We start from the raw sequence: 25,718 nt of genomic DNA, 5'->3' as shown, positions 1-25,718 counted from the left end.
TCATTGATCTAGCCTGAGGGACGACCCTTAGATTTTATGCACTGTTGGACGGCCAACGCGAGGATTTTACCATGCAAGATAAATATGTCCTTCCATTGGTGGATATCAGCCTTTTAAATAGCCCAAATCTAGATGACCATATGCAAGTTGCTCAAGCGCTTGATCAGGCCTGTAAAGAAGTTGGCTTTCTCTACCTTAGAGGTGATCAATTTCAACCTGCATTATTTGCACAGTTATGTGACATCGCGAAGCACTATTTTGCCCAAGATGACGCACTCAAAATGCAAAACTATATTGGAAAATCGGTGAATCATAGTGGCTATGTGCCTATAGGTGAGGAACAGTTTTCGAGTAACAGCTACGATTTAAAAGAATCTTATGATGTGAATTATGACTATCAAGGGTCTGCATTAAATTATCCCTTACTTGGCCCAACGCAATGGCCAGATGATCCCGCATTTAAACGCCATGTCTCACAGTACTATCAGCACTTAAAAGCAATTGGTCATCAACTATTTCGCTGTTTTGCGCTGGCTTTAGAGCAGAAAGAAGACTTTTTTGATGTGCACATTCAACATGCACCCAGCCAGTTACGCCTCATTCACTATCCATTTAACCCTCAAGCGACAGATGCAGAAGGCATCGGGGCACATACCGACTATGAGTGCTTTACTTTATTATTGCCAACAGCACCCGGTTTACAAGTCTTCACTAAGCAAGGTGAGTGGATTGATATTCCTCTGCTTGAAAATACCTTGGTGATGAACATTGGTGACATGATGGAAATATTGTCCAATGGCAAATATTTAGCCACCAAACATCGGGTCAAAAAAGTCCAACAAGAACGCTACTCCTTCCCTTTATTTTTTTCTTGTGACTATGACTATGTCATCCAACCGATTAATACAAATGAGCCAGCTAAATATGCGCCACTGGCAGGTGGAGAACATTTGTTTAATCAAACGGCTCAAACTTTTCATTATTTAAAACAACGTGTAGCCAGTGGTGAACTAATCTTAAAGAATGCCGTTCCGCTTTATTCTTTTGGTCTGCCTGAGTCAAACATGGAGTACACTCCATGAATTTATTCGAAACTTTAAGTCAACTAAAACCCATCACAGCTGCTTCAGGCCATGTACCAACCTATTTAATGGGCGCATTTCGGCGTAAGAGTATTAGCTTTTACAATGGCCTGACCGATGAAAATACGATTGTATATTGGTTTCAGTCCAAGAGCTTCACCATTGACCTACGTCTCAAATCAGCAGCAACCACACCTATCACAGAGCGTCAAGCATGGGTCGGTTATACGCATTGGGATACACAAACTGCATCATTGTCATGGGAGCTAAGTAGCAATTATCAGAACCATACCCAATGGCCTGAGCCAGCAACTCTACATACTATTGGCAATTGTATTTTGGAGTTCTCACCGAGTAATGCCTATGTTGAAGACTGGCGTCAACAAGCCAGTACGGGTTTATTTTTAGGACTACGCTTAGTCAAAGCTGTACATGTTGCCACGCAACAAGAAATTTCGCTCGATGGCGGTCTCATCATCTGCGGTGAGTATATGGCATATGCACAGTCACGTTTACCCCATATTCAACAGAATATAGACGCGTTAGGGGTTCTTTCTTATGTGGAGCAAAGTCCTTCTGACTTAAATCAAATTGAAAGCTATGAAGTATCAGTTTCAACTCAAGATCAGCTCATTCAATATTCAAGCTGCACTCAAGCGACTCAACAACAACTCATTCTAGATGGTTTTGAAGTCGTTGATGCTGGAACCCTCATACAGCATAAATTGATCGGTGGAGAAGCGTATCAGTTGGTGTTTGTCATGGATGTGTATGAACCTGAATACACTTTTCAAAATATAACATCGACCACGGCGGACAGTCAGCATTGGCTCAAACAAGAACAACATCACCTCATGCATCATGCAACTGTGGTTGCGTAAGGGAGCTTTAATAAGCTATGGCTTTTCTCTATTTATTGATCGCCGTGATTGCAGAAGTCCTCGCGACTTCTGCATTAAAAGCGACCAATGGTTTCACTGCACCTTTACCTATTGTTTTAACTATTGTTGGTTATGCAATTGCACTCTTTTTCTTAGGTCTAACGTTTAAATCCATCCCTATGGGACTAGCTTACGCTCTGTGGTCAGGTGCGGGCATTATTCTTATTTCTACAGTCGGTTGGATTTACTTTAAACAGCAGCTCGACTTTGCGGCGGTTGTTGGTTTAAGTTTTATGATTATCGGCATCGTGATTATTCATGTATTTTCTAAAAGTACGCATTTATAAATACATGCCTTAAAATCTACACTTTATTTAACATTAGATCTTTCTTTGCTTTTTAAACACACTCATACAAAAAAAGCCCAAGTTAACTTGGGCTTTTAGTTTCTACGAAGTTTTACTTTAACTCTTCAACTAAAGCTGGGTAAATTGCGCCATCAACATCCATTTCTGTTTTATAAATGCCATTTTCAACATTGAATTTGTTTACGTGGTAGCTTGAGCCATAAATCGAGTCAAAACCTGAACCTTTCTTAAAAACGGTTTCATTGGCTGCCAAATCGAGTAAATGCGTCCCGCCAATAAATTGTTCATATTGTTTCGGATCAACACCAACACGGTTAGACATAATTTTCACGGCGTCTTCATGTGTTGCAGGGTCATTAATATATTTGACTGTTTTATCCCACACTTGGATCATCTTTTTCCAATCTTCTTTATTGGCAGAAAGATGGCTCATATTTACAGTCAGCGTGTCATAAATTAAACCTGGCTTATCTTTAGAACTATAAATAATTTTAGACCCTGCAACAGACTTCAACGCTTGATTGGCTACAGGTTGCCAGACCGCAATTGCAGCAATGTCTGGACTTGCAAAAACTTGTGGAAGCTCATTGGTCATAGAATTGACCAATTTAATGTCACTGGTCTTAATTTTTGTATCTGTCAGTGCTGTACTTAGCAATAGATGGTCAACCAAACCTTTTTCAGTGGCAATACTTTTGCCTTTTAAATCAGCAATGCTGTTAATTCCATCTTTTGCAATGATCACATCATTACCTGCGGAATAGTCCGTCGCCATAATCATGACACCTTGAGTTCCACCAGAAGCTGTGACTAGATTATCTCCATTGGTCACCAGTACTGCATCTAGCTGATTGGCTGCAAAAGCAGAAAGCGATGATGAATAATCAAACCATTTAAATTCAACATTCAGCCCCGCTTCTTTGAGCCAACCTTTTTCAATTGCCACCTGCCAGGCAACAAAACCCGGCCAATCACTATAGCCAATCGTGATGGTTTTTGTGGCTGTGCTATCAGATGTACTGTTTTTTGTTTCAGAAATTTTGGCGGTGTTATCACAACCTGCCAATAAAATAGTCGAAACAATAGAGACTGATAAGAACGCTTTTTTAATCATGATGCAATTTTCCCGATGCTATAAATGTTTAAACTTGCTATGTATGGAGTGAGCCATTGAGGACGGTGAACATGGTCACGATTTCAATGCACGCTGTTCTTCGTTTTGTGGAATCGGCGGCATCACCGCATCCATCAGCTCCAAATGCCCTTTGATCACACCTTTCAAAGCAATGAATTGCTGACTTAGCACTTTCAATTCAGCACTTAAGCCCTGCAAAATCATCACTTCTAGAATTTTTTGCTCATCTAACTGAATATGCAGTGAACTGACCACTTGTTCTAAAAACTGTTGCTGTAAGTCCAGCAATTGGACTCTAAGTGGCGTAACACTGGCGTCATAGAGCAAGGTAAACGTCCCCACCATCACGGCGTTATGTCGCTCCTGATCCGCAATCAAATGTTTATTAATCATGTCGACAATGGCTTGAGAACGGCTTTCATAGTGCTGATCGACAATTTTCTGATCCAATGCATCGACAGTCAGTTCAGGCACAGTGATGCTGATCCGTGCCAATTTATGTTTCGGCACGTGCTTATCCTTTTTTGGATGGGTCTTGCTTGATATAAATGCCCGCTCTAGCGCTTAAGATGGCGACCACGAACTGTTTAAATACACTGAAGAATGCATTTAAGTCATTTTTAAATTGTTTAGACATTTGCTGCTCCTTTCGGTATTACCAAAAAAGGTTTTTGTAATACCTAGAACTAAGCAGAATACATGCCAATTTTTTTGATTAGATTGACAGCAACAGCGCATTAAAAAGTTTATTTTTTGTGCAAAATGTATTTATATTATTAAAATTGATACATCAAAGTGCATTTCGGGCTATTCAGCTTTAGTTTTCATCAGTAAAAGAGCTAGGAGTTTACTTCCCTATAAGCAAAACACATTATGTAAATGAGATCTTATGTCCTCACAATTTTTAGTTTTCTCTCACTTATAAGCAAAAAAAATCGCCAGATGGCGATTTTTCTTTTATTGATAAACTTTTTGGAACTCACCTAAAATTGGAGCTGAGACGCCATCTTTATACACATATCGAGAGATAATACCTCGATCCGTATAAATATCCATCTTGATCGAATCCGTTCCTTTTAAGCTACTCATCAAATTTACAGGCGCTAAAATATAATTGGTCGAACGGTTTGTGCCTAACACATGATCATGCTCGGTTGGCCCAGTGACAGCAAAAGTTTGGCTTTTTTGTCCATTGGTAAACACGACCTTTTGAATGTCGTATTTATTGTAAGTACTACTCAAATGCATTTTTAACTTAAGCAGCTCTTTATTCGATTCATTCCAGCTCACAGTAACCACTGGACAAAGCTCATTCTGCGCACAAATGAGTAAACCTGTGGTACCCACATTTTGACGACTTGGGTCTGTAGAGGTTGTCGCACAACCTGAAAGCAACATCGCCCCCAAACTCATGAGTAGCCATTTTTTTGGCGATACGTTCGTTATCATTATATTTACTCCCAGAAACTTAAAAGGCTTTGAAATTCTAAAATGAAGCTTTGATTTTTCCCAGTCCCTATTTTTGACGAATCTGCACCTAAATCAAGCTTTTTCGTTCATTCAGGTTATAAATTTTAAAATTTATATCTCTTTATACAAATATGAAAGAAAAGAACCTGATGAAAAGCTCGCTACTAACCAAGCACATGTATTCTTTCTAATATGCTCTCAATGAATACTCAACTTTGCAAGCCTATCAAAACAGATGACAGAACATGACGAAGGGAATCAACATCCTTTATACTGATTCTAAAAGCTCACCAAAGACATAGCCGCCGATGAAATTCTTTAGTTGCGCATCCTGTCAAAACCAAGTCTTTTTTGCCAACTCACAATGTGTGAGCTGCCAAACTACACTCGGTTATATTGCATCAGAAAAAGATATGGGGAGCTTTGAACAGCATAGCCCTGTTCTTTGGTTAGCGCTAAATGAAAAATACCAGACGAAGCGCTATAAGCCTTGTTATAACTATCAGCATCATCAAGTCTGTAATTGGGTTATTCCCGCAGAGAGCAACGACATCTACTGTGAGTCTTGTGTACTCACATATACCATTCCTACTCTCGACAACCCTGATCATATCGTCTATTGGTCACGGCTCGAACATGCTAAACGGCGTTTTCTGTATTTAATGCAACGCCTGAATCTTATGCCAAGGCCCAAATATAACGATGATGATCGCTACGGACTCCGTTTTAATTTTCTCATGCCTGAACCAGAGCACCCTGTGCTGACAGGACATGCTAATGGCGTCATTACACTCAATGCCAGTGAAGCAGATGTTATCTATAGAGAAACGACCCGTATTAAAATGGGTGAAAACTACCGTACGCTTTTGGGGCATTTCCGTCATGAAAGTGGTCATTATTATTTTGACCTCATTAAATCGCTACATCCTGAGCTGGTCGACGAGTTCCGTCAGTATTTTGGAGATGAGCGTCAAGATTATAATGCAGCACTACAACGCCACTATGAAGATGGCGCACCGCAAAACTGGGACAAGTTTTATGTCAGCTCTTATGCCAGCACACATCCTTGGGAAGACTGGGCAGAAACGTGGGCACACTATTTACACATGATGGACACATTGGAAACCGCTTACTATGCAGGATTAATTGTGCGTAATAATCGAAAAGATACCCATGACTTAAGCTTTTATGAAAATCCAATCGGCGCTCAAGATTTTGATGTACTACTCAAACAGTGGATGACACTGACTTTTAACTTAAATGCGTTAAATCGCAGTATGGGTTTAGAAGATGCTTATCCATTTACGCTCTCAGGACCAGTCCTCGATAAATTACGATTTATACATAAACATGTTTTGGGCAAAGCCTTTGCTCGCCAAATTTCTTGAGCTGAATATAAGCGTTCTTAAGTTATGTCTAGGGACACAAAAGATCGGACCGAATTTGGATGTAACTCGTTAGAAATTATCTTAAAATGAAAGACATCTTTAGCCTATATAGATAACGTCCGTGCTAAAAACTATGCTTTTAACGAGACATCATGCTTTCACGCGACCAATCATTTTAGGGCTAACGATTGTTTTATTGCCGGCCTGCCAGTTGGTCAAAGTCAAAGAAAATAACATCCATCAAGCTATTCGTAGCAAGTCTGAAAATATCTTAACCCACGACCAATTGAGTGCGGAAACCACCAGCTTACTCAAACTACTCAGCCTGACGCCACAGCAATGCACCGCTGAGTTTGAAACATGTTTGAAGCGCTTAAACACACAAACGGATATTGCTGCAGATGAACGCTATGCCGCTTTAAGTGAACTGTATTTAGCTCAAGCTTTAGAGCTCTCAAAACAACGCAACTGTACCCACGCACAGCCACATAGTGAAAATAATCACTGCTTAGAACAAAGCCTTGAGGCCTTCGACCAGAGTTTACGTTATAGCTATGTGTATTTATTTAAAATGCAAGAAAGCCCAAGTACCCGGGTTTTTGATCAAAGACAAATGCATGTCCGCACTTTTTACAATGTCGCTTTGTCACGTTTAATTACCACGGCGTACCGTACGCAGCCTTTTCAACAAGTTCCCGCGCAACTCAACGTTCAACAACGTCAATATATTGTAAATTTAGAACACTATCCTGAACTGAAAAGTAAAACCATTGACCGAGTTCAATCCAGTTATAATTTAAACTTCTCGGGTTTTTATCAAGTCAACCGTCAAGACGGTCTGGGCGCAGAGTTTGTGGTTGTGGCTGAAGCGGATCCTATTCATAAAAATGATTTTATCCTTGACCCGATATCGTTTTATCAAAATCAAACCAATCCCAATATCCATCCTGCACGCTATTTGTCCGTAACCGCAGCGGCACAGCCATTAAACCCTGAAAGCAGCATTGAAGATGTGCTTAATGGCAAAGCCATTTTTGAGATTGAGCTGTTTAATCCTTATACGCAAAAGTATGTAGACATACATCAACAAAAATACATTCTCACAGCGAATTATTCTGTGCCTTTTGCCTACTGGCTGGCAGAAAATAAACTGGGCTCAACAGGCTACTTAACCTTGCTCGATAAAACTGAGCGATTGCGTATGCCACATGTCTATATGCTTGAACCCTACCAACCACATAAAAAAGTGATTGTACTTATTCATGGTCTCGCCAGCAGCCCTGAAACTTGGGTCAACCTGACCAATAACATTTTGGGGGATAAAGTTTTACGGGAAAACTTTCAAGTATGGCAGGTATTCTATTCAACCAATATGCCGATTGTTGAAAGCCGCTATCAGATTCATACACTACTTAAACAAGCCTTTGCACAAGTTCAACCCAACTCTCGCTCGGCCAGTGACGCCGTGCTGATTGGACATAGTATGGGCGGCGTCATAAGTCGCTTACTGATTAGTGAGCACGATATTTCTGAGCAAGTGATTCCACTGTTAAACTATGAGCAATACACCCGATTACAACAATACCCCGTAATCAAAGAACGTTTTCAATTTCATCCTGATTTACCCATTGGACGTGCAATTTTTATTGCCGCGCCTCACCGTGGTAGTGAACTGTCTGACCGCTGGTACATGGAGTTGGTGAAGAAAATGGTCAAGTTGCCGATCACTTTCTTTAACCAAGTGGATATACAGCTCAATGGTAGCTCTAGCACCAAAGGCATGGTGCAATCTGGCCCCGACGACTTAAGTCCAAAGTCACGCTTTATGGCTTTGACCAGTAACATCATGCCTGTGTCCACAGTTCCTTATCATTCTATTATTGGCAATCACCGTCAGACCAATGCCATACATGACATGAGCGATGGTATTGTGCCCTATTCAAGTTCACATTTAGAACAAGCTGTCTCTGAAAAAATCATTAAAGGCAACCATTCGGTGCATGAGGAAGCAGAAACATTATTAGAATTGCGTCGTATTTTGAGGCTACACCTTGAGCAAACTCAGGCTCAATGATCAACAGTAATAAAAATGCTCTACTGCTTGGAGATTTTTATCCGAATACTCTAACCCAGCTAAATGAGCATTGAAAACTTGAAAAGCAGTAGTTTTAAGACCTAGCGCATGGAAAGGTTTTGATATACTTGCTTTATCTAAAAAATACATACATTTATCTGTTCGGAAATATCATGCACATTAAAAATCAAATTGTACTGGTCACAGGTGGCGCACGCGGTTTAGGTCTTGCGATTACACACGCCTTAATCAATGAAGGTGCTCGTGTAGTCGTGAACTATTTGAACAGCCGAATAGCAGCGCAAACCTTAGCTCAGCAGTATCCCGAACAGGTTTTTATCTACCAAGCTGATGTTACAGACAGTGCACAAGTCAAAAGTATGTTTGACGCAAGCTTTCAGCATTTTGGACAGCATATCAACGCCGTGATTAATAATGCGCTCATTCAATTCGAGTTTAATGGTGAGGCCCGCCCAAAAGTTCATGAGCTACGCTGGGAAACCATGCAACAACAATTTGAAGGTGCAGTTAAAGCCGTTTTGAATACTACCCAAGCAGCACTTGAAGGTATGAAACAAGGTCAGTTTGGGCGCATTGTAAACATCGGAACCAATCTGGTGCAGAACCCTGTGGTGCCTTATCATGACTACACCACAGCGAAAGCTGCACTATTGGCATTTACCCGTACCTCAGCGCATGAACTTGGTCAATACGGCATTAATATCAATATGCTCTCTGGTGGTTTACTGCAAACCACTGATGCTAGCAAAAGCACGCCCAATGAATTTTTTGATTACATCGCAAGTGCAACACCACTACGTCGTGTAGTTACGCCTGAGGAATTTGCCTCAGCCATTTTAATGTTCTTATCACCATATTCTTGTGCTGTGACAGGTCAAAACTTGATTGTAGATGGTGGTTTAGTCAAAGGCTAATGAGCTTTAATCCCTGAACTCTGAATAAGCATGATTTAAACAATCCATTTTAAAAATTCTCGAAGCTTCATCGACTTGAAGCTTTGTTTTAGGCTCAAGTCTTCTTCAAAATTTGCTCACCCAACAAAGGAATACAGTACGATGCTTTCTGTCCCCATTCGGCACCGACTGGCTGGTTTTTACTTTTTTTATTATTCCATTGTAGGCACCTTCATGCCGTTTTGGAGCCTGTATCTCGAAGATCAAGGCTTTAACTACAGTGAAATCGGTATCCTTTCCTCAATTGCGATCATTACCCGTTTTTTTGCTCCTTTTATTTGGGGCTGGATTGCAGATAAATCAGGGAAACGGATGCTCTTGGTCAGAGTTGCAACGTGGATGGAAGCCTGTATTTGGTTCATGATTTTTATCATTCCAAACTCCTTTCAGGCGATCGCCCTGCTCATGCTGATCTTTAGCTTCTTCCAAAACGCCATTCTGGCTCAGTTTGAAGGCGTAACTCTATTTTGGCTCGCGGAACAACGCAGTGCTTTGTATGGAAAAGTTCGAAAGTGGGGCTCGGTCGGTTTTATTGTCGGGGTTTTTGGTATCGGAGCCTTATTAGAAATTTTACCCATCTCTATGCTGCCAGTTTTATTGCTGTGTATTTCTTTTTTGGCCTTTATTTGGTCATTTAGCATCAAAGAACCGACCACTGCCCCCAATTCACAAGGGCAGCTCGAGCCATTGTTACCTATTTTAAAAAACCCCGTTGTCGCTGCATTTTTCGGTATCGAGTTTATTCTGCTTTTTTCACATGCACCCTTTTATAGTTTTTATAGCAACTTCTTAAAACAAGCCGGTTACTCAACCACAGAAATTGGTTTTTTGTGGGCTGTCGGTGTCATGGCCGAAATTATTATGTTTGCCATTGCTCACATTTTTTTCAAACGCTTTTCATGGCGATTAATGGTATCTATTTGTCTGATCCTCACGGCGCTACGCTGGTTTATGGTCGGTTCTTTTCCACAAATTTTCGCGATCCAGTTCTTAGCACAAACTATCCATGCCTTTAGCTTTGGTTTATTTCATCTCATCGCCATGCGTATCATTTTCCAAAACTTTAGTTTAGGACAACAAGGACGTGGTCAAGCCTTATATAGCACTATGTGGGGACTGGGTGTAGCATCTGGAAGTATTCTTGCAGGACATTATTGGCACAGCCTGTCAGGCGAACTTATTTTTATTTTGGCAGGCTGTGCTGTGTTACTGGGCTTAGGTTTTGTTCGGTACTTACCCAAAGAAGTTCAAGCTTAAAAAGTTCTCTTCTGATCTGCACGCATAAATTGTAGCAGTTTCATTAATCAGCTTTCTAAACTTTGATTTCACTATATTTATGAAACCATGGCTGGGCCTGTTCAAGCTGACTAGCCAACTGTAAGAGCCGATCTTCACGGGCAAAAGGCGCAATGAACTGTGAACCCAGCGGAAGATTGTCAGCATTCCAATACAAAGGTACAGACATCGCGGGTAAACCTGTGATGTTGGCTAACTGCGTAAAAGGTACCCATCGCAAATTATCTTTCACAATTTTATCGACCAGTTTTCCTTGTGCCAACAGATGTGCTTTGCCGACTTTTAATAAACTTTTTAAAATTGGTTTTTGCCATGATGGGGTAGAAATTTGCCCATTTTTGGGTGCGACTGAGGCTGTAGCAGGAGTCAGATAAAGATCATAATGATCAAAGAATTGGTTCATTTTGGTGACATACACGCCCCAATTATTCAGATTATGAATATATTCTAGCGCAGTCGTTTTCGCACCAAAGGCAGCCAAAGCTAAAGAATCCAGCTCAAAATCTCCTGCTGTGGTCGGAACGTGTTGCTTGATCTGCTCTAACATATAAGAAAATTGACTAAACCACGTCGTGATAAAGTCTCTGGCCAAAGACATACCATCTATCTCAGGTTGTGCTTCGACCACTGTATGCCCTAAAGACTCCAACAAACGTGCGGTATGGTGTACAGCATCAATTGCATCTTTAGACACTGGGGTTCCGATAGGCGATTGAGTACTAAATGCAATTTTAAGTTTTTTTACAGGCTGCTGTAGACAGGCCAAATAGCTTTGGCTGGGCAGTTCAATTTTAAACAGTGAACTATGCTCTGCACCCTGCGTTGCATCTAACATCGCTGCACTGTCTCTTACACTTTTACTCAATACATGCTGTATCGCAGCGCCGTGCATTGCCTCACTCATATCTGGGCCCCACGGCGTACGTCCACGACTTGGCTTTAAACCAAATAAACCGCAATACGATGCAGGAATTCGAATCGACCCGCCGCCGTCACCCGCACCTGCAATCGGAACAATTCCTGCGGCCACCGCAGAAGCGGAACCACCCGATGAGCCACCACTGTTATGTTTTAAATTCCAAGGATTATGACAGGCTCCCCAAGCATCTGATTCTGTTATGCCTTTGATACCAAACTCAGGGGTATTGGTACGGCCAAAAGTTAAAATGCCTGTGTTTTCCCAACGGTTTACAATTTCTGCATTATGTTCTGCAATATGGCCTGTGCGTTTAAATGCTTGGCATCCATAAGAGGTTGGATAACCTGCATATTCTTGAAATAAATCCTTTACTAAAAAAGGCACCCCAGCAAATGGACCAAACAATGCATTTTGCGCTCTGTTCTTGGCATAATCATGCATCGGAATAATAATCGCATTTAAAGCAGAATGGGTTTGCTGACTACGCTCAATTGCAATTTGTAATAATTCAGCGGGATGGATTTGTTTTTGTGCAACCAACTCAGCCAAACCCAGCCCATCATAACGAAGGTATTCAGAAAAATTCATTTTTATCCAAGTATCTATAGTTTTTATTGTTTTATACTTTTACTAAATTTTAACCTATGAGGCAAGTTGTACTTGGTTGCGTCCTAAAGTTTTGGCTTGATATAACGCCCGATCAGCACGATTTAACAAGCTCTGTAGACTATTGTGAGTTGGTAAAACTTGATGCACCATACCAAGACTCACCGTCATACTCAAAACCGCATGCGCCACTTGGGTTTTTGAAGTAGCGACAGCACGACAGATACGTTCTGCGATGATTTGCGATTCAATTTCAGTGGTATTATTTAACACCACCACAAATTCTTCACCGCCCATACGCGCAAATAGATCCTGTTCACGCAAATTACTTTTAACCGTCGTGGCAAAGCTTTGTAGTAATACATCACTAATATAATGACCATATTGATCGTTCATTTTCTTAAAGTGATCAATATCTAGCACAATGATACTCATCGATTTAACCAAATTTTCCTTCAATAAATTTTCAGTTTGAGTGAAGAAAAAACGGCGATTTCCCACATGAGTTAAGGGATCGTGGTTGGCCAGATAGAGCACCTCTTTATACAGATCATGACGATTACGACTCACAATACATAAAAGTAAAGGTGCAATCATCAACATGCACAGCCCTATACGCACCGAAATAGAAGTGGCCAAGAAGTTATCTGCTGTACGTGAAATATAATAAGTCGTTAAACTATGATACGTCACAAAACAAACCAAACTGTTAATGATACTCACATAAAATAAGTTGTAACTTAAAGCCGCCCAAATCAGCCCTGCTAAAGGGAAAAGTAAGGCACCAGGACCAAAGAACAGATGAGTACATGCCACAGAAATTAAAACTGAGAGTAAGGGCAAAACATCGACAAACTGGGTTTCGCATTGTCTACGGTTATTCCAAAGATACTTTAATTTCTTCGCTGCAGGAAAGGTCAACATGAGGGGTAAAAGTGAAATACAATTGAGAACTTCCCCCGTCCACCAAATATAAAACTCAGCCCAAAGGTCTTGCGTGCTCATAAAGGTGTGTGGCATATACGGAACGACCGCAACGGCAAATATCGCGCTGGAAAAGCACCCAAGAAAAACACAAACCAAGAAAAGATAAAGAAAATTTAAGCCTTTGTTATATGCACGATAGTCAATTTGTAAATAATGGATAAAGAATAAAGACACGCCTACCGTCATAAAATTGGCGATTGTTAAAGCCAAAGTCAGCTCAATATGATTCCCAGTGACTAAGTCTGCCGACATATAACCAATAAAAGCACCCAACCAACCACCGACATTTCTGAGTGGCTTAAACCGTAAAAATAAGCCGATCAATACTGCATTAGCTGGCCAAAAATAAGCGAAATATGCAATCGGCCGAGTGAATATCCCAAGCAAACAGCAGACAAAAATCACCGCAGCAACAATCAAACATGCTCGGCCATGCTGTTAAAATTCAACGATACTTCTGTGAGCTTAACTGCGTACAAAATATTCCCTCATTTTTACATGAGTTATGATTAAACATCATGTTTTCTACTGTCACTTTGCTTGCAAACGATGCATTGATGAAAATCATCACAGATTGACAATATTTACTAAATAAACTCTATCGATTGTTCGTTATGGTTTCAATATGATTTTTTGATTTATATCCTGAATCTAAATATTTACGATTAAATGCTGATATCACTCTCACCCATAAAAAAAGCCTCCACATTGGGAGGCTTTTATCATCTTTGGACTTATTTCGCTTCAGACGCTGCCGCTGGTGCTGATGCACCCGCTTCTTCAGACTCTAAAGGTGCAGCATCAATCATCTCTGGACTAACTTCTATATTGGTCACTGGTGTTTCAGTTGCTGAGCTTTCCACTGACGTTTGTTCAGTCTCTTGTTTTTTATCACTACACGCAGCAAGCGACAGCATCATTGCAGAAGCTAAAACCACCAAAGCCATTTTCATGTTAATCATTATGCACCTTCACATTAGTCATCAATTGCTTGAAACAATACTACTTATTTTTGCTCAAGTTTAAAGTATTCGTTTGTGAGCAATCTTTTGAAATTAAGGCAGAATTATAACATCATTGCACAAAAATGATAAAAACAAGCTCAAAGCAAGCTTGTTTTTATCCCTCCAAGGGTGCACTCGAATTAAACAGGATACGCTGTCGCGACTTCCTGACTAATCATTGCCGCAGTTGCCGCTGATAGCGTCCAACCTAAGTGCCCATGTCCTGTATTAAAGAACACACGTTCTAGCTTTCCACGGCGAACTACAGGCATCATATTCGGCATCATAGGGCGAAGACCCGCCCAAGGGACTGCATGCTCTGTCGAAACTTTAAAGTTCCGATTGGTCCAGTCAACAAGAGGTTGTATCCGATCTGCACGGATATCACGGTTATAGCCATTAAACTCAGCAGTACCCGCAACACGGAAACGATCTTTACCTAAACGTGAAGTTACAATCTTCGCGCTTTCATCCAGCAAACTCACCCACGGCGCATTTTGCTGACTCTCTTCGTCATTTAACATCACCGTAATCGAATATCCCTTTACAGGATAAACATTGACGCGTTCTTGGACCAATTCAGCCAATTGATAGCTACCCACCCCTGCACAAACCACAACAGCATCGGCAGCCAACATTTCCACTTCATTTGGAAGCAGTTCAACATTCTCTGAACTTGGCTGTAACTTTACTTCAACACCTGAAGTTAAATGTTCGATATCTGTCACATCCATACCAAAACGATACTTCACACCTAACTTTTTGGTGACTTCAGCCAAACCTGTGGTGTACTTATGAATATCACCCGTCGCATCGCCTTCACAATAGAATCCAGCATAATAATCGCCGGTCAGTGTCGGCTCAATTTGCTTAATTTCTTCATTGCTTACGCCGCAACGTTCAAGTCCACCTTTATTGAGTAAATCATTGACTCGGATGGCAACGTCATAATCTTGTTTATTATGATAAAAATGCAAAATACCACGTTTTTCTAAATTGAAGTCGATTGACTCTTTATCCGCAATTTCGAACAAGCGCTGACGAGCCAATAAAGCCAAACGTACTGTTTCGTGGGTATTAGCCTCATAATGTTTAATATTGCCCAGAAATTCCATCAGCCATGCATATTTATGCACACTAAACGCAGGATTGAGCAATAAAGGGGCAGATTTTTGAGACATCCATTTCATGCCTTTCAGCACTGTCGATTTTTGGTTCCAAACTTCCGCATTACATGCAGACAGTTGTCCACCATTTGCAAAAGAAGTTTCCATCGCAGGAAATAAATGACGATCAACAACGGTCACTTGATAACCAAGTAAGCTTAATTCATATGCAGTTGTGACGCCTGTAATTCCAGCACCAATGACAACGACATGACACATAGACACCTCCTTTTTATTGTTTGATGTCAACCCCATCTGTCATGTGTACCTGAGAGCTTCGACCTAAAACATCCCTTGACGTTTTAAACCATCCCCTTCGGTGAGTGATTGAACACTTCTCTCCAGAGTTTTTTCATTATTACAGTCCTTTTGCCTGAGAGTTTCCGGGGTCGTTGCTCCTTCGGCGAATGCAGAACATTTCTCTCCTGCAATAATGCTTATTATTCTATGAGCAATTTATATACCATGTAATGATCCGATTTGAAACTGCTCTTAAAGTATTATCTTTCGTTTATTTTTATAGAACACAACCTCAGCTTAGGACAAACGTTGCACTATACTGGCTTACATGACTATCTTTTTGCTTCAAAAAAGGACACGTGCTGTCGGACATTAGCGCTATCCTAAGATCATCTAAACATTTTTAATAGTGATGATTTATACATCTTAAGATGCTTCATTCTGTTTCTATCCTGTATTAAAAGAATGAATGAGTTGTTCTGCATCTTGATAAATTTCTTGCCAATGCGGCAGTAACTCACTATGAAATTTTATAGTGATATAACTCGTATTAAACCCATAATTGGGCTGATGTGTATTAAATTCACAACTTGTTGCACCATCCTTAAAATAAAGACATACAATAGTGAGACTTACCCCTTTACCTTTACGCTCCTGCCAATACACCCTTTTTCCAACACCGTCATCACTTTTAACCTCTATTTCATAGAGTCCCAAATCTGAGTTAAATGTTTTTGTTTCATCTATCCATATTTCACTCACCTCTTCTCCACCAGAAGAAAACATTCCTTTTCTTAATTTTCTTTTTAACTGACCAAAATAATTAAAGAAGTCTTTACTTCCCCACTCCTCTTTCCAAACGGAACGTTGGTTTAATGCGATTTTGATATCATTTTTATACTCAGAACCTAGTCTAAAGCCTTCACTCGACGTTGTCATTTCAGGCCATCTCACTTTCAAAGCAATATGTTGAATTTGATCACCACAACCTTTGGCCTCGTGTTCTTCTTTGATATTTTTCCCCCAATAATTCACACCTTGATAAGTCACTCTGCCAAAAAGTAAATACTGCTTATCAATGAGCATGTGCTGATCACCAAATTTTCCACAAGCATATAAGCGCGCTTTAACTTTTTCAGGGTCATGCATACTGTCGTAGCCGTATATCAACAATGAAATAACCAAAACTGTGAGTAGTGATAAAAATATAATGGTGCCCCGTCTTACAGTGCTTAGTTTTTTACTCATCCCCCTTCCTTTTTTCTTTTAAAAATTAACTCTCTAAATTTTCTTACTCAGTAAGACCGAATGAAGATTCATCAACGGTTGACCTACATTGGCACTTAATAGGTAAGATGCTGTTTGATGAGTATCGTGATAGCCATAGCGCACATAATATGCCAATAACTCTTTTCTTACATTTAAGATTAGCTCTCATACGCAAATAAAAAAAGTCAGACCGAAGTCTGACTTTAATGTGTACTCTCTTAAATATAAAGAGAATTTTTTAGTATTCAATCGGTGCAAATGGTGCAACGACATCTGCATTTTGAGCACGATGACGCAGAAAGTGATCCATTAAAACAATCGCAAGCATTGCTTCTGCAATCGGAGCCGCACGCACACCCACACAAGGGTCATGACGACCTTTAGTTAATACATCCGTGTCTTCACGATTAATATTGATCGTTTTACCCGGTGTGGTAATAGATGCTGTTGGTTTAAGCGCAATTGCAACACGAATAGTTTGGCCACTCGAAATACCACCTAAAATGCCCCCTGCATGGTTCGCAAGGAAGCCATCAGTGGTTAACTCATCTCGGCTCTCATGTCCAAACTGACCAGCAACGGCAAAACCATCCCCAATCTCAACCCCTTTGACCGCGTTAATAGACATCATGGCATGGGCAATGTCAGCATCTAGACGGTCAAAAACAGGCTCACCCCAACCTACAGGCACTTTTTCAGCCAAAATTTCAAGCTTTGCACCGCAACTGGTACCTTGTTCACGCAATGAAGTCACAAGTGCTTCAAAACGCGGTACGGCATCGACATCGCCACAGAAAAATGGATTATTAGGTACTTCATTCCAATCCAATTTTTCCGCAATTTCAGTCCCAATTTGGGTCACATGACCACGAATTAAAATACCAAACTTTTCAGCCAAGTATTTTTTCGCAATTGCACCCGCAGCCACACGCATAGCCGTTTCACGCGCACTTGAACGACCACCGCCACGGTAATCACGGAAACCGTACTTTTGTGTATAAGTATAGTCCGCATGTCCCGGACGGAAGCTTTGTGCAATATTGCCGTAATCTTTGGATTTTTGATCGGTGTTACGGATCAATAAACCAATTGGTGTGCCTGTTGTTTTACCTTCAAACACACCTGAAATGATTTCAACTTCATCAGGTTCTTTGCGCTGCGTCGCAAATTTAGAAGTGCCCGGCTTACGACGGTCTAAATCTTTTTGTAAATCGTCTGCTGTAAGCTCAAGGCCCGGTGGAACACCATCCACAATCGCCATTAAGCCTACACCATGAGATTCACCACAAGTCGTTACACGGAAGAGTTGCCCTATACTATTACCTGCCATGTCTAACGACTCCTTTTATGCTTGAACAGATTGAATGAATAAATCACGGAATTGACGGCATTGAGCAGCGGTCAATGCAAAGATTCCTGTACCGCCTTTTTGGAACTGTAACCAGTAAAAATCAACAGTATTAAAGTTTTGGCGCATTGCCCATTCAGAATTACCCACTTCAATCACGATGAGACCATCTTCAGTTAAGTAATCTGGCGCTTGAGCTAACATTTTACGAACCAAATCTAAGCCATCTTGACCTGCTGCCAGAGCCAATTCTGGTTCATGGTGGAATTCTTCAGGTAAATCTGCCATGTCTTCAGCGTCCACATAAGGTGGGTTCGACACGATAAGATCATATTGATTTTCAGCAGGAATTTTGGAGAACAGGTCAGACTCAAGTAAAGCCACTTGATACTGTTTGTCGTGGTGTTCCGAGTTAATTTGAGCCACTTCTAAAGCTTCTTTAGAAATATCTGTTGCATCTACTTCGGCATCTGGGTACGCATAAGCCAGAGCAATCGCGATACAACCTGAGCCCGTACACATATCTAAAATACGTTGTGGCGTTTTTGGATTCGGGTTTTCTGGCAAGTTATTGACTGCTTCACCCATTTGTCCATTTTCACCTAAGCAATAAGGTGCAAAACGGTTTTGAATCAATTCTGCAATCGGTGAACGTGGAATCAGTACACGTTCATCGACATAATATGGTTTACCGTCAAAATAGGCCAAATTCAACAAATATGATGTTGGCATACGTTCATTGATACGTCGTTCAAGTAATGCTAAAAACTCAGTTTTTTCGCTTGGTAGTAGCTTCGACTCTAAGATTTCAGCATCCGCATTCCAATCTAAAGATAAAGTTTGTAAAACCAAAGCTGAACTTTCAGCAAAATAGTCTTCTGTACCTTGACCTAAATGTGCATCGTATTGACGTAATGCTGTCACTCCAAAACGGATAAAATCACGAATTGTGCTTAAGTTTTCAGCGGCTTCCTGTATATGTTCAGGGCTAATAGTCGGGCGATCCACTAAAGGCGTCTCCAAGGTCATAATAAAAACGCCTTATGATACCCTGTTTTTCTATGATTTATAATGTTTTGATGCACGGCAAACACATTTTCATACGCTTTGCTCTTATTTGCTGATACTGCCTGTACGTGCTTCGTACATATCTGCACGGGTTTGCGTCATTTGCATCAGACAAGAAATACGCTGTAATTCAGTCTTTTCATTTTTCACGATAGGTTTGTTATTACAAATCTGATCACGCTGCGCCAGCCATTGCTGATGAGACTGTTTAACCAGTCCTTGCTCTTCTGCAGGAGCCTTCGCTAAATACGGCTTAAATACTTTCTTTAAGCGTTTCTTTTGTACTTTATATTCTTTACTCATGCATGCATCAATTTCACTCAAGACATTGCCAGTTTGCTTCATGCATGCTTCATATTTTTTAGTTGGGCCCATTGCATAGGCTGAACCACTGAATAATCCCACAACAAGCAACGCACTGAATATTTGTTTCAATTCCTTTCCCCAAAGCAAATTTTCTTCATTGATTTTTTAATCTAATCATTCACAGCATCTGCGTGCTGCAGCGCTTTAATATAACATCCTATTTTGTATGAACATACTAGCCCTCTATAAAATTTCCACCGCACAGCTTTTTACATGAAGTCACAGGCTTTGCATTGAAACCTGATCAAACAGCCTTATTATAAGGTGAGTTCTTCTGCCAATATTCCCCAAATTTATGAGTTATAAACACAACAATTTAATGGCGATGCGTGAACGCTATTGGAATGACACCGAAAACAATCATGTCGCCACTGAAAAAGCCTATTTCCAAAAGCTGTTACAGCAACAAGGGATCTATGAATGTGCAACTATTGAAGATGCTCGATACTTCTTTTTTAGCCTACCGAGCATCATCATTGTTAAAGGTTATGCACATGGGTTTATGCACCAACCGGTACAAGAAATGATCCTGCAACACATACAAATGCATAAAGATGAATTGATTCAGAAAAATACCCTTAAAGTAAAATTTCGCATGTAACAATCCCGATTAGGCTTTATTTAGATGGTTGCTTAACACTTATGGCCTTTTTTAACTCGAGATTCAGCAAGTTGAACTTTTTTAATACGTGAATACACGATATTATCCGTTACAATCTAAAATGCTGCCCTTGCTGATGAAAGGATTTTACTGAATTATGTCAGATCACAACGATAAGCTTAAACAACTGAAAACCTCCTCTATGGATCGTCGTTTATCGATTGCCAAAGCTTCGTTGCTTGCTGGAACACGTTGGGCTGCGTCTAATGCGACAACTATGTTTTCTAGCGAAGAAGAAAAAGAAAAGAAACGCAAAAAAGCAATGAAAGAACAGGCCGATTATCTTGTTTCTGAAATAGGCAAACTTAAAGGTTCTATCGTCAAAATTGGCCAAATGATGGCACTTTATGGTGAACACTTTCTACCTGAAGAAATCACGCAAGCCTTAAATACTTTAAATAACCAAACAGTCGCTTTAGCGTGGCCTGCGATAAAACAGCAACTGCACAACCAGTTGGGTTCTAAACTAGATGATTTAACCATCGATCATGAGCCACTGGGCACTGCATCACTGGCACAAGTCCACCGTGCAACGCGTAAGTCTGATGGTTTAGAGATGGTATTGAAAATTCAATATCCTGGCGTTGCTGAAGCCATTGACTCAGACATGAGCCTGTTTAAAAACATGCTTAAACTGACACGTATGGTGCCGCAAACACGCGAGTTCGACCAATGGTTCGATGAAGTTCGTGAGATGATGCACCGTGAAGTGAATTATAAAATTGAGGCTGCAACCACACGCCGCTTTGCTGCTCGCTTAAAAGAAGACCCACGCTACATCGTGCCGCAAATTATAGATGGCTACTGCACAGACCAAGTATTGTGTATGACATTTGAACGTGGCGTGCCGATTAACAGCCCTGTCATGCTGTCTCTGCCGCAAGAACGTCGCAACAAACTTGGCGAAGCATCACTTGAAATTGCGGTACGTGAGATTTTTGAATGGGGTGAAATGCAGACCGACCCGAACTTTGGTAATTACCTCGTTCGCTTAGGTAATGGCAATGACATCTTGGACAAAATCGTTCTGCTTGATTTCGGCGCAATACGACAGTTTGATGAACACTTACTTGGTGTTGCACGCAAGCTCATTCATGCTGGGTTTAATCATAGTAGTGAAGAAATGGTTCAAGCGATGACAGGCTATGAGTTTTTCGACTCTATCCCTCAAAGCATTAAACCCGATATGGCTAAAGTCTTCTTACTCGCAACTGAAGCATTCAGCAGCCCAAGCAACAACCCAGACTTACCTGCTGGTGTTATGGATGAACACTTTGCTTATGACTGGAAAGCCAGTCAGCTTCATAGCCGTGTAATGCAACAAGCCTCAAAGTCGATGGCGTCTCGCTATTTTAGTGTTCCACCGAAAGAATTTATGTTTATCAGCCGTAAATTCATCGGTGCTTATACCTTTATGACTGTGATTGAAGCGAAAACTAATGTTCGCGCAATGGTGAAAAAATTTATCTAAAAGTACATTGACCAAAATGACGCGATGTCATTTTGGTCAATTGATCAATCATTTCAATTCCAAACGATTCAATAAAAAACTTAAAAAACAAAATATTAGAATAATTTAAAATACGCCACATACCGTTTATCTTTGACAATACATCATGTCAGTCATGACATAGTTATTCGTGTGCCGCTATGTCAGCATAAAACCACAGAATAATTCTGCTGGATGAAAATAATGACAAATATGGTAAATAAGGCGCAGGGATTTGGCTTATCACTGATCACAAAAATGGCAAGTAGCGACGTACTTGACCAATTAAAACTTAGAAAATTTATGGAGAAATCGCTTTATCAAGGCTCAAAAGCGGGCTATAAGACTCTATCAAAAACACAAAAAGCCTTTAAAGCCAATAAAGATCTACATAAACAACGGCTCAACAATCAAGAAAAATCATTATTTGATCTGAGCTATTCAGAAGATCAGCAAATGACCATCGACACCATGTCACAGTTTGCCGCCGATATACTTTACCCATTAGCCGCAAGTGCCGATCAAAATGAAACTTTTCCAACAGAACTTTGGCAATATATCGAAGAGCTAGGTCTGAACTTTTATGCTTTGCCTGAGGCACTCGGTGGTGTCGCTGCTGAGAAAAATATTCTGAGTAATGTGCTTATCGCGGAGCATCTGGCCAAAGGTGACTTTAGTTTAGCCGCGGGTATGCTCTCTACCTTTAGTGTAATTAATGCCATTACGCAATGGGGTTCGGAGCAAGTACAAGCTTTATATTTAAACAGTTTTGCGCAAGACAGTAGCATTCGCGCTAGCTTTGCAATTCAAGAAGTTACGCCTGCTTTTAATCCTTACCAGTTAAAAACCAAAGCCATTTCACGTGATGGTCAATATTTTATTCAAGGTGAAAAGACACTGGTACTATTGGCTGAAAGTGCAGATATTTTCCTTGTCAGTGCTGAACTTAATGCTCAAACTGAAGTTTTTATTCTCAGACGGGATGAAAGTATTCAGTTTAAAAAATCTCCCGCTATGGGGCTCAAAGCAACGGAAACAGCAACTTTAATTTTTAATCAAACCCCTGCTTTACGCTTAGGTGATGAAGATTTCAACTACACGGCATTTTTAGACCTCGGCAATTTAATGTGGTGTTCAATGGCGGTCGGCACATGTGAGGCGGTCAAAAAATATTGTATTGAATATGCCAATGAACGTACCGCCTTTGGTGAACCCATTTCACATCGTCAAAGTGTTGCTTTTATGATTGCTGATATGGCCATTGAAATTGATGCCATGCGTATGCTCATTCTAAATGCCGCAAGTCTCGCTGAATCTGGGCAGACATTTCACCGTGAAGCCTATTTAGCACGTTTACTTTGTGCTGAAAAAGCCATGAAAATTGGCACCGATGGTGTACAGATTTTAGGTGGGCACGGATTCACCAAAGAACACCCTGTTGAGCGTTGGTATCGTGATTTACGTGCGACAGCAATTGTACACTCTGGTCTACATGCATAATAAAAAGGAGAACTAGCATGAATTTACAAAACCCTAAAAAATTTAAATTACTGATTGATCAAGCCCACCAAGTTGCCATCAATGTACTTCGCCCTATCTCCCGAAAATACGATAAAACTGAACACAGCTATCCTAAAGAGCTGGATATGCTGGCATCTTTGGTCGATGGTATGAATGAAGGCGGTGAAGGTATGAACGCGGGTGCTGCTGTCGGTAAGCGGGGCACCAATGAACAAGGCAATAAAAATGGAGTGAATCTCTCTACCGCTTTAAGTGTAATTGAAATGTGTTATGGAGACACCGCTTTACTTCTATCAATGCCCCGCCAAGGGTTGGGAAACTCAGCAATTGCAGCTGTTGCCAATGAAGAGCAGTTAGAGCGTTTCAAAAACACATGGGCAGCCATGGCAATCACTGAACCAAACTGTGGCTCGGACTCTGCTGCTATTCGCACCACAGCAACAAAAGATGGTGAAGATTACATCTTAAATGGTGAAAAGATTTTCGTGACTTCAGGTGACCGTGCCGACGCTATCGTCGTTTGGGCAACTCTAGATAAAAAATTAGGTCGTTCAGCCATCAAATCTTTTGTAATTCCTAAAGGAACTGCCGGTATGACAGTGGAACGGTTAGAGCATAAGCTAGGAATTAAAGCCTCTGATACAGCAGTTATTCGTTTAATCGACTGCCGAGTACCAGCCAATAACTTACTGGGAAATGCGGAAATTGACATTGCTAAAGGCTTTGCTGGCGTGATGGAAACTTTTGATAATACCCGTCCGCTCGTTGCAGCCATGGCTATAGGCTGTGCCAAGGCCTCACTAGAACGCATTAAAGATATCTTCAGCGATTACTTAGATCCTCAATATATAACCCCATCCTTACAAACGACTCATATTGCGAGCCAAATTTATCGTATGGAAGCCGAATGGGAAGCGGCTCGTTTACTGACCTTAAAAGCCGCATGGATGGCAGATAACAAAAAGCCAAACTCAAAAGAAGCCTCCATTTCAAAAGCCAAAGCTGGCCGAATTTGTAATGAAATTACCCTTAAGTGCGTCGAACTTGCATCAACGGTCGGCTACAACGAAGATGAGCTTTTGGAAAAATGGGCAAGAGATTCTAAAATTCTAGATATTTTTGAAGGTACGCAACAAATTCAGCAGCTCATTATCGCACGCCGTGAACTAGGAAAGTCATCTAGCGAATTGAAATAATATAAAGCCTCCCATTCAGAGATGTTGAAGCCATGGTTTCTCTAAATAAAGAATCATGGCTTCACATTGAAAGTAATGTAAAATAAGAAAGCGTTGGACTTAGATTCATACTATCTAACAACGACTGAACTTATTTGTTGGGCTTCAAAAAACGTATCACTATCGCAGAACTTAGATTTATTGAGTAAATTTAATATTTGGAGAATAGCAAGTCTTACTAATGTAGATGCTGCTTAGGCTATTTTCTATAAGCAAGAGGAATTTCTTTGACTTGTCCATGCAATCATCTATAAAGAAGCTAAATACGATGGGTTTATATGACAAAACTATCTTTGCAAGCAGGTCTACTCACAGCATAAAATCTAGGATTTCGATTAATCGCCTCTATTTAGCTTAAATAAAGTACGGATTTAACAAAACCATAAAATAGTCCCTTCTGTCTCAACTTGACTGTAATTGCACAGCTCAATATGATCTTCTCAGACATTATACCAATGGATATACAGTTTGCTGAATTATCAACTATACTTGCCAACATCTCATATTAAAGCTAAATCTGTTTTAGTTTTAACAACAACTTTAATATTTACTGGTTGTACATCACTTGGTGGCGGTTCCGTTGAAAAGCGTTCAGCAAAATTAGCCAGTGGCATTCAAAAAGCATATGCTGTTGAAGCAACTACAGCACTACGTATTGCACCTATGATTGTACAAAGTGCAGATCGTTATAATGTCGATCCATTACTAGTTGCAGCAGTCATAAGACAAGAATCAAGTTATAGAAATTATGCTGTTTCCCCTGCTGGTGCTATTGGACTTACTCAAGTCATCCCACGCTATTGGCAACAAACCTGCCCTGGCGATTTATTTGAAGAAATTAATAATATTAATTGTGGCACCTATATTCTAGCTAACTATAACCAAAAAGCAGAAAGTTGGCCCAAAGCTTTGGCTTATTATAATGTCGGTCCAACAGGATACCATTCAAGCTGGAAAATGAAGCGTCAAGGAAAGAAATATGCCAAACAGGTTAAAGCACATCAAGAAAACTTAAAAGATGCTCTATAACTTCTTGTAAATAAGACATAAAAGCCAGCAAATGCTGGCTTTTTACTATTTAGGCCCTTATAGATAGCTTATTTCCAGCTCTTTTCATCTGATTACTTCTTCTTATTTTTCCCTCTTAATAATTCTTTATTTATATTATTTA

Annotated in this window: 23 protein-coding genes, 1 pseudogene and 1 riboswitch; of the genes and pseudogenes, 12 read left to right on the top strand and 12 right to left on the bottom strand. The window is 40.4% G+C overall.

Annotated elements, in window-relative coordinates; all coding sequences use genetic code 11:
* The first annotated feature begins 71 nt into the window (after positions 1-71).
* The 3 genes from F946_RS04395 to F946_RS04385 are packed head-to-tail and all read left to right on the top strand — an operon-like array spanning position 72 to position 2,310.
* Entirely contained in the window at positions 72-1,082 is a 1,011-nt protein-coding gene (locus F946_RS04395; RefSeq protein ID WP_004979544.1) for an isopenicillin N synthase family dioxygenase, read from the top strand.
* The gene (locus F946_RS04390) at positions 1,079-1,963 is read left to right on the top strand and encodes a hypothetical protein (protein ID WP_004979542.1); all 885 of its coding nucleotides are present in this window, start codon (positions 1,079-1,081) and stop codon (positions 1,961-1,963) included. Before F946_RS04395 ends, F946_RS04390 begins: the two co-directional genes overlap by 4 nt.
* A gap of 17 nt (positions 1,964-1,980) precedes the next feature.
* Complete coding sequence (locus F946_RS04385) at positions 1,981-2,310, top strand: DMT family transporter (protein WP_004979541.1); 330 nt, start codon at positions 1,981-1,983, stop codon at positions 2,308-2,310.
* Between the two features lie 112 nt (positions 2,311-2,422).
* Here the strand turns inward: F946_RS04385 and F946_RS04380 are convergent, their stop codons facing one another.
* The 4 genes from F946_RS04380 to F946_RS04370 form a co-directional block, all read right to left on the bottom strand.
* Entirely contained in the window at positions 2,423-3,445 is a 1,023-nt protein-coding gene (locus F946_RS04380) for an ABC transporter substrate-binding protein (RefSeq protein WP_004979539.1), read from the bottom strand.
* 75 nt (positions 3,446-3,520) lie between these two features.
* The gene (locus tag F946_RS04375) at positions 3,521-3,976 is read right to left on the bottom strand and encodes a CopG family ribbon-helix-helix protein (RefSeq protein WP_004979537.1); all 456 of its coding nucleotides are present in this window, start codon (positions 3,974-3,976) and stop codon (positions 3,521-3,523) included.
* A gap of 4 nt (positions 3,977-3,980) precedes the next feature.
* Positions 3,981-4,103 (bottom strand): hypothetical protein, encoded by a 123-nt coding sequence (locus F946_RS17470; protein WP_004979534.1) that lies wholly within the window; start codon positions 4,101-4,103, stop codon positions 3,981-3,983.
* A 320-nt stretch (positions 4,104-4,423) separates the two neighbouring features.
* Positions 4,424-4,915, bottom strand: coding sequence for a hypothetical protein (locus tag F946_RS04370; RefSeq protein ID WP_004979533.1), 492 nt, complete (start codon positions 4,913-4,915; stop codon positions 4,424-4,426).
* Between the two features lie 329 nt (positions 4,916-5,244).
* Here F946_RS04370 and F946_RS04365 point away from each other — a divergent pair, with 329 nt between their 5' ends.
* The 4 genes from F946_RS04365 (at position 5,245) to F946_RS04350 (ending at position 10,629) form a co-directional block, all read left to right on the top strand.
* Positions 5,245-6,324: a zinc-binding metallopeptidase family protein gene (locus F946_RS04365; protein WP_004979531.1), complete on the top strand. Its 1,080-nt coding sequence runs from the start codon at positions 5,245-5,247 to the stop codon at positions 6,322-6,324.
* A gap of 133 nt (positions 6,325-6,457) precedes the next feature.
* Positions 6,458-8,398, top strand: a complete 1,941-nt coding sequence (locus tag F946_RS04360) for an esterase/lipase family protein (RefSeq protein ID WP_004979529.1) — start codon at positions 6,458-6,460, stop codon at positions 8,396-8,398.
* Positions 8,399-8,571: 173 nt separating this feature from the next.
* Positions 8,572-9,333 carry a 3-oxoacyl-ACP reductase gene (locus tag F946_RS04355; protein ID WP_004979525.1) on the top strand — a complete coding sequence of 254 codons (762 nt, stop codon included), beginning with the start codon at positions 8,572-8,574 and terminating at the stop codon, positions 9,331-9,333.
* 141 nt (positions 9,334-9,474) lie between these two features.
* Positions 9,475-10,629: an MFS transporter gene (locus tag F946_RS04350; protein ID WP_004979522.1), complete on the top strand. Its 1,155-nt coding sequence runs from the start codon at positions 9,475-9,477 to the stop codon at positions 10,627-10,629.
* Between the two features lie 55 nt (positions 10,630-10,684).
* On the opposite strand, the gene F946_RS04345 is transcribed toward F946_RS04350, so the two are convergent.
* From F946_RS04345 to F946_RS04310, 8 genes and pseudogenes are all read right to left on the bottom strand, one after another.
* On the bottom strand, positions 10,685-12,175 hold the full coding sequence (locus F946_RS04345) for an amidase (protein ID WP_004979519.1): 1,491 nt from the start codon (positions 12,173-12,175) through the stop codon (positions 10,685-10,687).
* A gap of 54 nt (positions 12,176-12,229) precedes the next feature.
* A pseudogene (locus tag F946_RS04340) lies at positions 12,230-13,659 on the bottom strand (diguanylate cyclase domain-containing protein).
* Positions 13,660-13,914: 255 nt separating this feature from the next.
* Positions 13,915-14,142 carry a hypothetical protein gene (locus F946_RS04335; protein ID WP_004979513.1) on the bottom strand — a complete coding sequence of 76 codons (228 nt, stop codon included), beginning with the start codon at positions 14,140-14,142 and terminating at the stop codon, positions 13,915-13,917.
* Between the two features lie 182 nt (positions 14,143-14,324).
* Complete coding sequence (locus F946_RS04330; RefSeq protein ID WP_004693024.1) at positions 14,325-15,569, bottom strand: D-amino acid dehydrogenase; 1,245 nt, start codon at positions 15,567-15,569, stop codon at positions 14,325-14,327.
* Between the two features lie 132 nt (positions 15,570-15,701).
* Positions 15,702-15,788: riboswitch (glycine riboswitch) on the bottom strand.
* A gap of 249 nt (positions 15,789-16,037) precedes the next feature.
* Positions 16,038-16,838, bottom strand: a complete 801-nt coding sequence (locus F946_RS04325; RefSeq protein WP_004979511.1) for a hypothetical protein — start codon at positions 16,836-16,838, stop codon at positions 16,038-16,040.
* 259 nt (positions 16,839-17,097) lie between these two features.
* Complete coding sequence (aroC, locus tag F946_RS04320) at positions 17,098-18,189, bottom strand: chorismate synthase (RefSeq protein ID WP_004979510.1); 1,092 nt, start codon at positions 18,187-18,189, stop codon at positions 17,098-17,100.
* A gap of 15 nt (positions 18,190-18,204) precedes the next feature.
* Positions 18,205-19,215, bottom strand: a complete 1,011-nt coding sequence (gene prmB, locus F946_RS04315) for a 50S ribosomal protein L3 N(5)-glutamine methyltransferase (protein WP_035326804.1) — start codon at positions 19,213-19,215, stop codon at positions 18,205-18,207.
* 105 nt (positions 19,216-19,320) lie between these two features.
* Positions 19,321-19,710 carry a lysozyme inhibitor LprI family protein gene (locus F946_RS04310; protein WP_004979507.1) on the bottom strand — a complete coding sequence of 130 codons (390 nt, stop codon included), beginning with the start codon at positions 19,708-19,710 and terminating at the stop codon, positions 19,321-19,323.
* Between the two features lie 226 nt (positions 19,711-19,936).
* Here F946_RS04310 and F946_RS04305 point away from each other — a divergent pair, with 226 nt between their 5' ends.
* From F946_RS04305 to F946_RS04285, 5 genes are all read left to right on the top strand, one after another.
* On the top strand, positions 19,937-20,242 hold the full coding sequence (locus tag F946_RS04305) for a hypothetical protein (protein WP_004979505.1): 306 nt from the start codon (positions 19,937-19,939) through the stop codon (positions 20,240-20,242).
* 157 nt (positions 20,243-20,399) lie between these two features.
* Positions 20,400-21,773, top strand: coding sequence for an ABC1 kinase family protein (locus tag F946_RS04300; RefSeq protein ID WP_004979504.1), 1,374 nt, complete (start codon positions 20,400-20,402; stop codon positions 21,771-21,773).
* Positions 21,774-22,004: 231 nt separating this feature from the next.
* Entirely contained in the window at positions 22,005-23,291 is a 1,287-nt protein-coding gene (locus F946_RS04295) for an acyl-CoA dehydrogenase family protein (protein WP_171065398.1), read from the top strand.
* A 17-nt stretch (positions 23,292-23,308) separates the two neighbouring features.
* Positions 23,309-24,508, top strand: coding sequence for an acyl-CoA dehydrogenase family protein (locus F946_RS04290; protein WP_004979502.1), 1,200 nt, complete (start codon positions 23,309-23,311; stop codon positions 24,506-24,508).
* 507 nt (positions 24,509-25,015) lie between these two features.
* A complete protein-coding gene (locus tag F946_RS04285; RefSeq protein ID WP_004979501.1) occupies positions 25,016-25,576 on the top strand; it encodes a lytic transglycosylase domain-containing protein in 561 nt (186 codons plus the stop codon).
* The last annotated feature ends 142 nt before the right edge of the window (positions 25,577-25,718 follow it).

The organism is Acinetobacter johnsonii ANC 3681, assembly GCF_000368805.1.
GTDB lineage: Bacteria > Pseudomonadota > Gammaproteobacteria > Pseudomonadales > Moraxellaceae > Acinetobacter > Acinetobacter johnsonii.
This window is presented reverse-complemented; position numbering and strand designations above follow the sequence as displayed.